General features: G+C 48.2%; 10 protein-coding genes. 4 read left to right on the top strand and 6 right to left on the bottom strand.

What is annotated here, in order from left to right; genetic code table 11:
- The first annotated feature begins 160 nt into the window (after positions 1-160).
- Complete coding sequence (gene dusB / locus ACR6Z4_RS17660) at positions 161-1,222, top strand: tRNA dihydrouridine synthase DusB (RefSeq protein ID WP_479718623.1); 1,062 nt, start codon at positions 161-163, stop codon at positions 1,220-1,222.
- Between the two features lie 121 nt (positions 1,223-1,343).
- On the opposite strand, the gene nblS is transcribed toward dusB, so the two are convergent.
- Positions 1,344-3,353 (bottom strand): two-component system sensor histidine kinase NblS, encoded by a 2,010-nt coding sequence (nblS, locus tag ACR6Z4_RS17655; protein ID WP_479718619.1) that lies wholly within the window; start codon positions 3,351-3,353, stop codon positions 1,344-1,346.
- A gap of 620 nt (positions 3,354-3,973) precedes the next feature.
- A complete protein-coding gene (locus ACR6Z4_RS17650; protein WP_479718618.1) occupies positions 3,974-5,764 on the bottom strand; it encodes a protein kinase domain-containing protein in 1,791 nt (596 codons plus the stop codon).
- 629 nt (positions 5,765-6,393) lie between these two features.
- Here ACR6Z4_RS17650 and ACR6Z4_RS17645 point away from each other — a divergent pair.
- Together ACR6Z4_RS17645 and ACR6Z4_RS17640 are read left to right on the top strand one after the other, a co-directional pair.
- On the top strand, positions 6,394-7,551 hold the full coding sequence (locus tag ACR6Z4_RS17645) for a DegT/DnrJ/EryC1/StrS family aminotransferase (protein WP_479718617.1): 1,158 nt from the start codon (positions 6,394-6,396) through the stop codon (positions 7,549-7,551).
- Between the two features lie 428 nt (positions 7,552-7,979).
- The gene (locus ACR6Z4_RS17640; protein ID WP_479718616.1) at positions 7,980-9,245 is read left to right on the top strand and encodes a hypothetical protein; all 1,266 of its coding nucleotides are present in this window, start codon (positions 7,980-7,982) and stop codon (positions 9,243-9,245) included.
- A 102-nt stretch (positions 9,246-9,347) separates the two neighbouring features.
- On the opposite strand, the gene ACR6Z4_RS17635 is transcribed toward ACR6Z4_RS17640, so the two are convergent.
- Complete coding sequence (locus ACR6Z4_RS17635) at positions 9,348-10,283, bottom strand: peptidoglycan DD-metalloendopeptidase family protein (protein ID WP_479718615.1); 936 nt, start codon at positions 10,281-10,283, stop codon at positions 9,348-9,350.
- Between the two features lie 496 nt (positions 10,284-10,779).
- On the opposite strand from ACR6Z4_RS17635, the gene ACR6Z4_RS17630 reads away from it, so the two are divergent.
- Positions 10,780-12,000: an HhoA/HhoB/HtrA family serine endopeptidase gene (locus tag ACR6Z4_RS17630; RefSeq protein WP_479718622.1), complete on the top strand. Its 1,221-nt coding sequence runs from the start codon at positions 10,780-10,782 to the stop codon at positions 11,998-12,000.
- 208 nt (positions 12,001-12,208) lie between these two features.
- On the opposite strand, the gene ACR6Z4_RS17625 is transcribed toward ACR6Z4_RS17630, so the two are convergent.
- The 3 genes from ACR6Z4_RS17625 to ACR6Z4_RS17615 all read right to left on the bottom strand — a co-directional run bounded on the left by ACR6Z4_RS17625 (position 12,209) and on the right by ACR6Z4_RS17615 (position 14,299).
- Positions 12,209-12,577, bottom strand: coding sequence for a DUF760 domain-containing protein (locus ACR6Z4_RS17625; protein ID WP_479718614.1), 369 nt, complete (start codon positions 12,575-12,577; stop codon positions 12,209-12,211).
- Between the two features lie 90 nt (positions 12,578-12,667).
- Positions 12,668-13,162, bottom strand: a complete 495-nt coding sequence (scpB, locus tag ACR6Z4_RS17620) for an SMC-Scp complex subunit ScpB (protein ID WP_479718613.1) — start codon at positions 13,160-13,162, stop codon at positions 12,668-12,670.
- Between the two features lie 285 nt (positions 13,163-13,447).
- Entirely contained in the window at positions 13,448-14,299 is an 852-nt protein-coding gene (locus ACR6Z4_RS17615) for an ABC transporter ATP-binding protein (protein WP_479718612.1), read from the bottom strand.
- Positions 14,300-14,322: the final 23 nt, after the last annotated feature.

Here is a 14,322-nt window from a genome sequence, read left to right as displayed (position 1 = left end):
CTTGCCAAGGGGGACTACAGGGGGTTCTAGTTTGGCGCAACTTCATAAAAGATTGGTATTAGGACATCAGGGGGATGGGGCACCGCCCCCACGCAGGGGTTTCACCCCTGCACCCCGTCCTTACCCCAATACGTACTGCTATAAACCTCATCAACGTTCCATGCTCTCTTTGTCTCCTCAACTTCGGGATAGGCTGGCTACACCGCTGAAGATTGGGTCGGTTGCGGTCAACAGTCGTGTGCTGCAATCACCATTATCTGGTGTCACCGATCTGGTGTTCCGCCAGTTAGTACGGCGTTATGCGCCAGACTCAATGATGTATACCGAAATGGTCAGTGCGACCGAGTTGCACCATGTTAAGCAACTGCCCAAAATTATGGAGATTGACCCCAACGAGCGTCCGATTAGCATTCAGCTATTTGACTGTCGTCCTGATTTTTTGGCAGAAGCGGCTCAAAAAGCCGTTGCAGAGGGAGCCGATACGATAGACATCAATATGGGGTGTCCGGTCAACAAAATTACGAAAAAGGGGGGTGGCTCGTCGCTGCTGCGCCAACCGGAAATGGCGATCGCCATTGTGCAAACGGTGGTTAATGCCGTCCATGTGCCCGTAACGGTCAAAACCCGCATTGGTTGGGATGATGACGACATTAATGCAATTGAATTTGCCCAGAAAATGCAAGATGCTGGGGCACAAATGTTGACGCTACACGGGCGCACACGGGCACAAGGCTATACGGGTGAGGCTCGCTGGGAGTGGATTGGTCGAGTCAAACAGGTGTTATCGATTCCTGTGATTGCCAATGGAGATATTTTTTCGGTCGAGTCGGCAGTGCGGTGTCTGGAAATGACGGGTGCTGATGGGGTGATGTGTTCGAGAGGTACGTTGGGCTACCCATTTTTGGTCGGTGAGATTGACCATTTTTTCAAGACCGGAGAGGTTCGTAGACCTGCCACGGTGATTGAGTTGCTCCAATGTGCGCAGGAACATTTACTGATGCTATGGAATTACAAAGGCGATCGCGGTATTCGTCAGGCGCGCAAGCATATGACCTGGTATGTCAAAGGCTTCGCTGGAGCTGCTGATCTGCGCGGACAGTTGGCGGTAATTGAAAGTGCAGCGCAAGGAATTGAGTTGATTGATCAGGCGATCGCTCATCTGACACAAACAGAAGTTGAAAACATCAACCCTGCCCCACTGGGTCTTCTGCAACCCAACTGAACTGCCGGTTGAGGATGATGTGTTAAGCCGCATCGATTAATGAAGCGATCGTTACGTTTGAGCGTGCGATGGCAAAGCCATCGCACGCTCAAGAAGAATTGGATTTTATCAATCCCCAATCCTAAGGATCTATGCCAGGACTTAGCACCAGTTCCGTGACGGGAGCCGTTTCGGGTGGGTCGTCCGTTAATTGGATCGATTGAACGGGCAAGGCATGGTCTTGAAAGATGCTTAGATCAAACCAGAACGTTGTGCCAATGCCAACTTCGCTAATCAATTGAACGGCACTGTGGTGCTTCTCAATAATATTTCGCACGATAGATAACCCCAAGCCTGTGCCTTCGAGGGTGTGAACTCGATTTTCTACCCGGAAAAAGCGATCGAAAATTGCTTCCTGATCTTCTGGATCAATTCCAATTCCCGTATCCGATACTTCAATGCGCACTAACGACGACGGGATATGACTTCTCGGGTCGGGATCGACGAGATACGCTCGAATGCCAACGCGTCCGCCCGATTGGGTAAATTTGAGGGCATTGCCAACTAAATTGGAAAATACCTGCAACAACAGATCATAGTTGCCCAGGACAGGGGGCAGGTCTGGATCAACATCTTGAATTAACTCAATCCCCTTATCTCTCGCATTGAGTTGATATGTCCGAATCGTTTGTTCAACCGCTTGAGGGATATAAACCGCATCAAATAGATAGCGTTTGTTTGACTCCAGCCGAGATAGATCCAGCACATCATTAACCAATCGAGTCAGGCGATCGGTTTCCCGGTTAGCTGTTTCCAGGAATTCGAGCCGTTCTTCTTCGGTTAAATCATCGCCATACTCGTGCAATGTCTCAATAAAGGATTTGATATTAAACAGGGGAGTTCGCAACTCATGAGAAACATTACTGATGAAATGGCTTTTCGCCTCATTCAGTTCCACTTCGCGCGTAATATCTTGCACCGTAATGGCAATGCCTTTGACATTTTCTCGATGCTGATCCAGCACCGTGGTCAATAGTAACCGTACCGTTCGGCGCGTCGGCTCAGGAATGGTGATGCAAAACTCCGCTCCTTCCCGCTCGCGCAGCGCTTCGGGTGACGGTTCACCGGCGGCAATTTGATAGAGCGGACAGGTAAGTTCTGCTTTAACGGGTTCCGGCAGATAATCCGCGACATCCTTACCCAACACGTCCTGATTTTCCCAGCCAAATAACCGTTGGGCAGTGGGGTTTACCAGAATGATGCGCATATTGCTATCCAGCAGCACGGCACCATCGGCGATCGTAGACACCAACGTTTCTAATTTGGCTTTCTCGGCGGTTAATTCTTCAATATTTTGTTCTTCATAGCGTTCCAGCCGCTCTGCCATGTCGTTGAAGCTGAGGATTAATTCCCCCAGTTCTCCGCCCAGAGGCAAATCGATGCGTTGCTTAAAGTTGCCTGTGGCAATGTTTTTAACACCCAGCAGTAGCTCTTTGATCGGCTGAGTAATTGTCAGGGCATTAAACACCGCTCCTAAAATCACCATGACCCAGATCGAAACAAATACGGCGATCGTGACATCGCGAGTCAGGTGAGAAGAGGTGACAACGGTGGGATTGGGATTGGTGCCGATCGCCAATACACCCAAATATTTGCCATCGTGCAGCAGCGGAACAAATACATCGGTGACTTCGCCATCAGGGGTAATATGCTGCCGTACCATTGGCTCTTCCAGATTTTGCATGTAGTTATCTGGAAGTTGCATTCGTCGGCGAATTGTCAGGGAGTTTTGGACTTCGGAGTCCGAGAAAGGAATGCCAAAGAAAATATTGCCGTCTTCGTCGGCATACAGCATATAGCGAACGCTAGACGTGCTGCTATAAAACCGATGGGAAAAGCGGGCAAGTTCTGTGCGATCGCTTTCTGCCACCAGAGGTGCAACATTGGCAGCCAACAGCAACCCCAAATCTCGACCAAAGCGGGTGTCATTGAGGCGAGCATCTTGCTGAATGGAATTGACTGCCCAAAAGGTGAGACCACTCATAATGAGCGAAACAACCAGGGTTGCAGCAGCCATTAGGCGAGTCTGAAGTGTGAACTCAGACCACCAGCGTCCTATAATTTCCCCGATTTTTTTAAGTAGCGCCAACAAACTAAGTCTATCCGCAGCGAATATTTATGATGTGATAGAGCCTGTTCTAGAACTCGTGGGTTGTGCACGTCTTAAGTCCGGTTGGTCAGAATGACGAGGGACGCAACCGCTGGCTTTTGTTAAGGATCATGGATTAAATGAGATCGACGATTGAATCGTTTGCAGGGGCGAACGACCGTTCGCCTTTGCAACACATCATCAATAGTTATTGACAGCGATTTTCAATCGTTTACAACCGGGTTAGTTTCGTGAGCGCCGTGCTCCGCGCAGCTTTCACAAAACTAACGATGGCTTACTCAATCGCAAAGCGCTGTAATTCCCATTCCTACATTTCAAAAGCGTTAGCTTGTACTATCAGACCTGTAATCAGCCCAAAAGATTAGAACTTCTTTACTTTTACTTCATTTTTACACAAATGGCAGACTTAAAGGATGAGTTACCGAAACGCTTGATGTTTCCGGAGTCTGCGCGTGGAGCATGGGGTAAAACATCATCGCTAGCGCGATGATTATGGGTGTTGTGTGAGAGCCGCGCAGAGCGCGGCTCTCACACAACACCCATAATAATTCGGATCTTACAAATAACAGACTTATAAGGATGAGTTACCGAAACGCTTGAGTTTAACCTGCCTGACAAGAATCGACAATTGCCCTAAATTCAGGCGGGAGTTGTTCAGCTTGGGACAACTCCTGAACTAACTGAACGAATTCTTGGTAAGTATATTGCTGCTGAATTTTGTCAATCGTGCAGCCACAGTAGCTTTGAGCTTGACTCTGAGTTGCTCCGTTATCAAGCGCTGAGTCAATGCAGCTGGTCATGTAACTCTTGACTTCTGCATCGGGATAGACATTGCTTGACGTCTCGGTACCTGGAGCAGACCCGGAAGATGCAACCCCAGAAAGAGGATTGGGGGCGATAGGAGATGCGGTTGGCGCTTGGGTGGGTTGGGTACCTGAGTCAGACCCGGAAGATGCAACCCCAGAAAGGGGATTGGGCACGGTAGGAGATTCCGGTGAGGTGCCCGTTGCGTTAGAGGTTGCGCTCACTTCTGGGTTTTCTTCGGTGGGTATAAAAATTGCAACGCTGACAATGAGTGCTACCAAACTTCCCCACGTCACAAACCCTCCGATCGCCCAATGTTTTTGATTTCGTTTAAAGGTTTCTATATCGCGCCATTGGCGGCTTTTCCATGCCCATTCGTTGCCTTTTGCACCCAGAACGAATGCCATGACAAAGCCGACATAGGGAATCCAATTGAGTAATCCAATCCAAACCTGGTTGTTAATGCACCACAATCCCGGTAGCCAGAATGCGCCCCAGTTCCATCCCAGGATCTCGGCAGGAACATCACTTCTACTAGAGGGAGATAAGGCGTTGTTAGATGCCGCCAGACTACCTGCTTGGGCATTATATTCTCCCGCCACAAACTGTCCCCCCTGATCTACGGCGCGGGGTGGATTGACTACGGTCGGCGGAACGTTTGCTTGTGCCTGAGTTGGGGGTATAGCTGATGCATCCGTATGCCATGCCGGAGAAACAATCGTGGGATCAACCCCTGGAGCAATTGTTTCCGTCGGGGCACTGACCTTAAGATTTTGTAACGCGGTCAACATATCTTGGGCAGCAGGAAAGCGATCGCGTGGATGATATTGAATCGCCTTATTGAGCACCTCAGCAAACGCTGGTGAAAGGGTTGGCGCAAACGGACGCCAGATAATATCTCCAGTTGCAGGATCAGACTCTAGCTCATGGGGATACCGCCCAGTAAGCAGATAAATCATCGTCAACCCCAGGCTATATAAGTCACTGGAGTAGAGTGGACGTCCGGCTGCCTGCTCAGAGGGCATGAATCCAGGTGTACCAATGACAATCGAGCTGCCCGTTTGCCCCTGCGAGTTCATCACGGTGCCCATGGTTTCTCGCACTGCGCCAAAGTCAATTAAAACGGGCTTACCATCTCGTTTTCTCAGGATGATGTTGTCGGGTTTAATATCGCGGTGAACAATATGCTTACCATGCACATAGCTCAGCACCGGCAAAATATCGATCAAAATCTGGCGGACGATCGCCTCTGTCTGGCATCCTTCGGTTTCGACTTTGCCCCGCAGTGTTGCACCTTCAACCCATTCTTGAATGAGATAGAACTGATCCCCTTCAGAAAAATAGGCATAAAGGTTAGGAATCTGCCCATTCATATTGCCCAAATCTTCCAAGATGGCAGCTTCTCGTTGAAACCGCTCTTGAACCAGTTGATAGATTTGGGGATTATTGTTGATGGGTTTGAGTTGTTTAATGACGCATTTACGCCGGGAGGGCATTTGAATGTCTTCTGCTAGATAGGTAGTGCCGAAGCCCCCAGCTCCCAACGTTTGCAGAACTTGATAGCGATTCCCTAACAATGTGGCAGACATAGGATGATAGTTCGACCTTTAGGATTCTTCTAAAACATTCCCTTGATTTAAGGGAAGATACGCAGGATTGTTACAAATTGGATTGATTTTGCATCCGCAAGATTGTTATAGCGGTACGCACTCGGGTCAGGACGGGGTGCAGGGGTGAAACCCCTGCGTGGGGGCACCGCCCTCACCCCCCTAATGTCCTAGCTGGATTACGTAAAGCCATACAAATTGGATGGATTGTTAAAGAGACAGATGATGAAGGGAATAGGGGGGTTGCATCCTTCATCAATACAACGTCTGCTGCACCTCTATCTGTTATGTTTGCGGTTCAGGTGAAGATGGGGGCGCTTCAGATGATCTGAACCAAAACATCCAAATTTTGGTGCGGCGCAAAGCGCCGCACCAAAAACCAAATTTATAAATTTCAAGGTGTGGCTGAATTTTGGAACAAATGTGAACTCACAGTTATAGCCAAAACCAGCGCGACAATTTCGACAAAGTCTAATCTATAAACCAACCCGTCTCAGTCTTATTCCGGATGTAATCTATCAGATCTTTTTCAGTTGCGGTTTCGGCTAGAAAACCGATAAGGCAAGATAATACAGAACAGCAAAATAGACAGCAAGGTGTGGTGTAAGCGAGTGAACTTTATTCCTCCTCTTGATCTAACCCAGCAATATCAGCTGATTGGTGATGAAATTAGTGCCGTTGCCGCAGAGGTATTATCATCGGGTCGTTATATTAACGGTCCTGTTGTTGAGACGTTTGAACGGCAATTTGCATCTTATATTGGTACGACTGAGTGTGTTGCCTGCAACTCTGGTACTGATGCGCTCTACCTGGCATTGAGAGCGCTCAAGATTGGAGTTGGAGATGAGGTGATCACAACGCCCTTTACCTTTATTGCGACAGCAGAGGTGATTAGTGCTGTCGGGGCAACTCCCGTTTTTGTGGATATTGATCCGCAGACGTTTAATTTAGACGTGAACAAAATTGGCACGGCTATTACGCCTCGCACCAAAGCAATTATGCCAGTGCATTTGTTTGGGCAGCCTGTGGATATGACGCGGCTGATGGCGATCGCCCAAGCCCATCAGTTATGGGTAATTGAAGACTGCGCCCAGGCAACGGGAGCCACCTGGGCAGACACCAAAGTGGGTAATATCGGACATATTGGCTGTTTCAGTTTTTATCCCAGCAAAAATTTAGGTGCCTGTGGTGATGGCGGAGCGATTACGACCAATGATGCAGCGATCGCCCAGACCATTCGAGTCTTAAGAAATCATGGGCAACAACAGCAATATTTGCACGAAGCCATTGGGGTCAATAGCCGTTTAGATGCAGTACAGGCAGCGATTTTGCAAGTCAAGCTGCGCTATCTCGATACCTGGAACCAGCAACGCCAGAAAGTTGCTGACCACTATCATCACCTGCTGTCGGCTATTCCAGGGATTGTTTTGCCCCAGGGCATTTCGGGTGGGCAGAGTGTTTGGAATCAATACACCATCCGTATTATGGCTACAGATGCAGATACACCTGATTTGCAGCTCGCTAAAGGGGGAGAAAAACGCGATCGCATTCGCCAAGCTCTACAAGATCGGGGTGTGAGTTCTACGATCTATTACCCCATTCCATTGCATTTGCAGCCCGTTTATGCGTCACTGGGTTACCCCATCGGGCACCTGCCAAGGGCAGAACAAACTGCGTTTGAGGTCTTGTCGTTGCCCATGTTCCCCGAACTTTCTGTAGAACAACAAGAGCAAGTTGCTTACGCTATCAAAGATAGTCTGATGGAATAGGGTGCAAAAAGGGGGGCGCGGCATTGCCGCGCCCCCCTTTTTTTCATCTATCCAAAGGTTGATTAGAAAAAGTCATGTTTCAGACAGATTCTAAAAAGTAACATTGCTTAATCTGGCTATGATATTGAGTTTAGGTGTCGTGCGAAGCATGACACCCAAACTCAATATCACAATTCCGATCAGCAGCGTTTAATAGAATTTCACCCAGATGGTGATTTTTCTCTGACGATGGTCACTTGGCAAAGTGTCCCGAATCGGCTATAGAAAGAATGGGTTAGCTATAAAATTTTTCTAGTTTCAACACTTGCCCCCAACTTATAGCCCCAGCTTGCAGAGTTTATCTGCTTTAACTAGCCCGAAGAAATCTTAGCTCACAGTTGGCATCAGTGTTGCATCACCCACTGTTTCATGATTTCGGTGCTATCTTCATGATGGATTCTTGGTCTCAATACTACAATCGTCCGTCTAGCCTTGCAGAGCAAACGTTATACGATTGCCTATTTGAATGGGCAGAAATGGCTTCGCCGCCCGCCGTGCTCGATGCCTTCCATCAATTGTTTATTGAAGGAACAGCTTGTTCCGACGTGGAGGCACGGCGGGCACTGGAAATAATTGTCAACGAGAAGTGGATTGAGCGCGAATTCAAGTTCATTCTCAACCGCAGTTGTTATATTTTGATCAACCGTTGGCTAATGCAGCCACATTGGCGCAATTACGTTCCAGAATTGGTAGCGTTGCTTGACCTAAGCCCGACGACGGTGACTCGTTCTCGAACTACACAACGATTACGAGAACTGATGCAGCGGTTTGTGGGTACAGAACAATATCTGGCACTTCATCATTTAGCTCAGGTTGTTCTGGCTGAAGAGCAAGAGGGTGAGGTCGAGATTCCGCTAAGAAATCTGATTCACCGTTACCCTTGCCTCTACGAACACACGCTGTTGACGGAAGATAGCCCGGATGAATTGCGCCGCCGGGTCAGATCTCTGCGGGGTCAAGCACAAAACAAGTTTGAAGTAGAGCTTTCCCATTACCTGACCTATCGGAAATTGCGAGGTACGGCTATTGTCTCCGATAGCGGCACGGCTGGTTCTCCTGAAGGGTTTCCCCAGATCATCAAAAATCCAACCCTACTGAGCGATCGCCAAATTGACCAAGCCGTTGAGTTATTTACAGGGCGCGTCGATGGTTTCAACACCCTGAGAGATCAGGCAAAGCATTTCACCGCTTACAGTCGAGACACTCGCAGCTATGGAGCGTTTAAGGAAGACCTCTATGTTTATCTCATTTCTGCGGTGGATTTAAAATATGGGCAACGCCAGTTCAACCAGGGTCTATATCGATATTTACAAACTCTATTGTCTCAAAACGACTCACAAAAAATGAGTAATGTTTTGTTGATTACGACCTGCTGCAAACTGCTGAACTATCTGGTTGTCGAGAGTCCTCAGCAGCCAAGCCACTTTATTTTTAATGATTTGACTGCAAATCTGGGCACAACCCAGACCATTGGATTGTTACTTAAAATTGTCTTGATTTGCCGCAGGGTCAAGCATCATCTGGAACGACGCTTTGCAATTTTGTTTACGCACTATGAAGCCTGTGTGACCGATAGTGTGAGTTGGCTAGTCGAGGCATTGGAGAATCTCAACATCGCTCTCAGCACCAACTTTGGCTCCATGAAACTCTGTTGAGGATGCAACCTAATTTTTTGAGAGAGCGATGGCGCAGCCATCGCTCTCTCAAAAAGAATGACACAGTCATTTACGTGTGACCTTCAACCCTAGTGGCGCAGCTCAATTACTGCCAAACCGCATATTGCGAACATAGTTGCCGGGGTTTTGGGCAACCCAGCCCAGATCGGAATTAGACCGTACTTCAAAATGTAAATGGGGCACAGTCGCTAACCCTGTAGACCCAACACTGCCAATGCGATCGCCCCGACGGATTTGTTGCCCCATCTCAACATTCATGGCGTCTAACTGGGCATAGCGCGTTTGCAACCCATCGGCATGGTTAATCACCACTAGATTACCGTACGCTCCCTGTTGCCCGACGAACGCAACCAACCCATCTCCGGCTGCCAAAACGGGTGTGCCTCGTTCTGCGGAGAGGTCAACCCCACTATGAAAGACGACGGTGCCGGTCGCATTATCGAGTTGCCAACCATATCCCGTGAGTACCGCAGCAGTTTCGGGTAATGGATAGCCACTAGCGGCGTTGTCTTCGGTTGCTACGGTTGCGGCGGCGGGGTTAGGAGACCAGTTTACCCCCGGAATAAACACGGTTCGAGGAACATCCTGACAGCCATTGATCTCAAATAAAACATCAGCTCTTACCCCATAAGCGGCGGCTAAATCTCGCCACGTACTGCCGCGTGGTGCCTCAACCTGGATGCCGTTATAGGGCGGGATAAGAATTTCTGTGCCGGTACGAGCTTCTCCCGTTCGTAGAGATGGATTCATCCCCATCAAGGTTGCCGGGATCAAGTTATAACGCTGAGCAATACTCACTAGCGTTTCTCCGGATTCGATCCGATGTCGCGTCAGGCGTGATAGGGCAGCGTCGGGGCAAGCTAAACCAGTTTGCGGGTCTTGTTTAACCGACGATGGAGCGATCGCCGCAGGGGAGGATTGGTCTGCTGACGACACGATCGATCGAGCTTCACCCGGCATTGCAATGATTAACCCTGTCAATGCAAATAGAAAGGAAAAATAAGGCACTCGATTCATACCTACCCATGCAGTCCAACAATTTAGCTACAAAACCAGTAAGCCATTTTGGCACTGAATCTAGCTATGAAATTTTGATATGCGTGCCGCGCCGCGCGCGGCACGCATATCAAAATTTCATAACCCCAATTAGCAATGCCTGTCATTTCTAAGATAACGATGACTGTCTCATCTGTGTTGCATCTTATGTAAAAAATAGACGCCATTCATCCTGTCTGCTACACGCCACTTTATAAATGTGTCTTAATTAGAATTGAGCTGGCTAAAATAAACATGCTTGTAAATCTCTTTGATAAAAGCATTTACCAAAGCCTATCTAACGAATGCTTCGCCCTTACAGGGGATAACATCTTTTTCAGCAATCTCCTTAGTTCTTGAGTTGTGGATTCACCCCTGCTTGAGGTTTACTAGCAAGTTTTCGTACCTATTCCTGAGCCATGCTGACTTCTTATAGTTGCTCTTATCCTGCTGTTACACAATCATGAGTACAAAAATGATGGGTTTATCCGTCAAGCAGCTAGTTATTTATACAAGTTTTTTAGCCATCGGTGGCATCGCTGGCTGGGCAAGTGGCTATTATCTCAACGCCGATCATCGGTTGTCTCAACAGGGTGAAGCGCAAGCACCGCTGGGTTTATCGGAAGCACAAGCCCAGGTTCCGAGATTACCCGTGCTTAACAGTAGCGATCGCTCAACCAATCCTAATTTTATTGCAGAAGCGGTTGAAAAAGTGGGCCCTGCGGTGGTTCGCATTGATGCAGCTCGAACAATTACCCGACGGGTGCCCGATGTGTTTCAACGACCATTCGATCGGTTTTTTGATGAAAATACACCTCCTGACCAGGAACAGCGGGTCGAACAGGGAACAGGGTCGGGGTTTATTTTGACCAAAGATGGGCATATCTTGACCAATGCCCATGTGGTAGAAGGGGCAGATGTCGTCACCGTGACGCTCAAGGATGGTCGAGAGTTTGATGGTGAAGTGGTGGGGATTGATCCGGTCACAGACATTGCAGCAATTAAAATTGAGGCGAATGATCTACCTATCGTCACTCTGGGAAATTCTGAAAATCTGATTCCCGGTCAATGGGCGATCGCCATTGGTAATCCGCTTGGGCTAGACAATACCGTGACGGCTGGAATTATCAGTGCAACTGGGCGATCGAGTTCTCAAGTTGGCATTCCCGATCGTCGAGTTCGCTTTATTCAAACTGATGCGGCGATTAATCCGGGCAACTCCGGAGGTCCCCTGCTCAACGATCAAGGTGAAGTCATTGGCATCAACACGGCGATTCGTGCCGATGCGCAAGGCTTAGGGTTTGCCATTCCGATAGAAACAGCTCGACGGGTTGCCGAACAATTATTTAGCTCAGGTCAGGTTCAGCATCCCTATTTGGGTATCCAAATGATTGAGCTAACTCCTTCTCTCAAAAAGCAGATTAACGAGGACAGTCAAGCTGAATTTGAAGTGACCCAAGATAAGGGCATTTTAATTATTCAAGTCATCAGCGGTAGCCCTGCGGCTCAGGCTGGTCTGAAACCCGGAGATGTGATTCTCAAAGTGGGCGGAGATCCGGTGCTAACAGCATCCGAAGTGCAAGATAAAGTAGAATCAACCCAGATCGGCGAAAATCTAGCCATTGAAGTAGATCGTGCCGGTGAAAACGTAACAATTCAAGTCAATCCCAGTGCTTTCCCTACTGAGCAACTCAAGTAGACGTAAGGGACGGGAAAAAGAAGCGCTTTGCGCCTGAAGAGAGTATGGTTTTGAGAGAGCCGCGCAGGGCGCGGCTCTCTCAAAAAACTGTGTATTTTACGCCATTGAAAATTGCTGTAAAGTCCCAATTTGGTAGGAGTAAACGGTGCTGCGCTGCCACCAAACTGGGATTTTATCAAAAAAGTCAGGGTTGATAAAATCTGCGCTTCTAAGGCTCGGTTGGCTCAGAATTACTGGACTCACGATACAACGATACAGACCCTACAACGCTGCTTTCTAGTTCCATGCGTTGTTCCATGCGCCGCAGAAAATATCCTGTCATCATGGCAGAGGCTAACAAACCTGCCAGATTTTCTCGGTCGGTTGTGATTTGCACGTTAAAGTTTTCGGATGGTAAAACCCCTACCAAACCTTGAACATTTTGCGAGATAATTTGCTTAATTTCGGGGCTAACAGACCGGGCAACTCTGGCTAAAACTTCAGGGGATTGATTTTGTAAATACTTCAACAATTGGTTGGCTTGAACCTCTTCAGCACTACTGCCAAAAAAGTTAGTGTCGTCAGGGTTGAAAACCATAGAAACCCTAAATATTTATGTCACTATTCGATCTATTGTTACATCGATATTCGCTAGTGTGACCAGTAAAACTGAGGATATCTCTAGAAGTTATTCAGTTTGAGTTGAAGATTTCGTAATGTTTGGCAGTTGTTCTACCTGGAAGTACTGATGAAACTTATCGGTCACTTGCAGCCAGTAGGAACGTCCATCGGACTGCCGTCGCTTGCGGATAAAGCCCAAACTCACCAGTTCCTGGACATGTTGATAGGCTCCTGAACCGCGTAAATCAACCAATTCAGTCTGTGTAATCGGTCCTTTGAGTGCGATCGCTGCCAGGGTTCGCAATGCCCCGACCCCCAAATCTACCGGAATCAAGGTTTGCACTAAATCTTGAAATGTTTCTCGTAGCTGAAGGCAGTATCCTTCAGCCGTTTCGACAATTTCTAAGGCGCTATCGCGGTGCGCATAATCGGTCATCAGTTCGATTAAAGCTTCTTCAACCTCTTGGCGATCGCAGTTGGCATATTCGGCAATACGAGCAATTGGCAGTGCTTGAGCCTTGAGATAGAGAATCGCTTCAATTTTGCTGGCTAACCGTATCATTGAGTCACTCTTTAAAAACAGATGAATCGTGTGGGTGAGGATGGTAACGCAGTTCCTACCCACACAAACTAGTACACCAACTTAAAAGTTTTAGAGGGGGTGGAGGGGGTAAAACCCCCTCTTGGGGGCGCAGCCCCCAAACCCCCATGTGGCAAAATTTCGTGTTTGCAACACTAGTACACCAACTTAAAAGTTTTAGAGGGGGTGGAGGGGGTAAAACCCCCTCTTGGGGGCGCAGCCCCCAAACCCCCATGTGGCAAAATTTCGTGTTTGCGACACTAGGATTTAGTCTAAATTGCGTCCGGTCAGTTCAACAAAAATATCTTCTAAGTTAGACGCACGGGTCATAATGCCAGTTTTATCGGCTTGTTGCTCTAGATATAGATTGGCATCTTCCAGGGTGGCAAAAAAATTATAATCCCAGCGATCGCCCATTTTGGTCATGACTAAGCCTTCGCCATGTTTGGCACGCAATTGTGGTAAGGTGCCCATTTCAATGAGCTTGCCGTTGTCCATAATACCAATGCGATCGCAAAGATATTCCACTTCTTCCATGTAGTGAGTGGTGAGTAAAATCGTCATCCCTTGCTGGTTTAAGCCTTTTATAATTTCCCAGAGGCGACGCCGGGTTTGTGGATCTAGCCCAACGGTAGGTTCGTCTAAAAACAAAACTTGGGGTTGATGGAGCAGGGCACGAGCGATCTGCAATCGTCGTTTCATTCCCCCCGATAGGGTTTTGACCCGGTCTTTACGGCGATCGCTTAACTCTACATACTCTAACCAGCGGTCGATCTCTTTTTGCCGACGCGGATTGGGAATATGGTGCATCCGCCCATGAAATTCCATATTCTCCCAAACCGATAGATCGACATCGACGCTAGTTTGTTGCAACACCACGCCAATTTGTTGCTTGACTTGAAAGGGTTGCCGAATCACATCGTACCCTGCAACAACTATGTCGCCCTGGCTGGGTTGGGTCAACGTCGTTAACATCCGAATGGTGGTCGATTTGCCCGCACCATTGGGTCCCAAAAGTCCAAAAATCTCCCCTGGCTCAATGGCTAACGATAAGTCATTAACGACGGAACGGTTGTTATATACCTTGTGAATATTTTGCAGAACAACTGCGGCGGTCATAAACGTATGGCTCTCTCAGCTTG

Source organism: Calyptranema fuscum S582, assembly GCF_055793305.1.
Note: the sequence above shows the minus strand (reverse complement) of the source record. Positions and strands in the feature narration are given on the sequence as shown.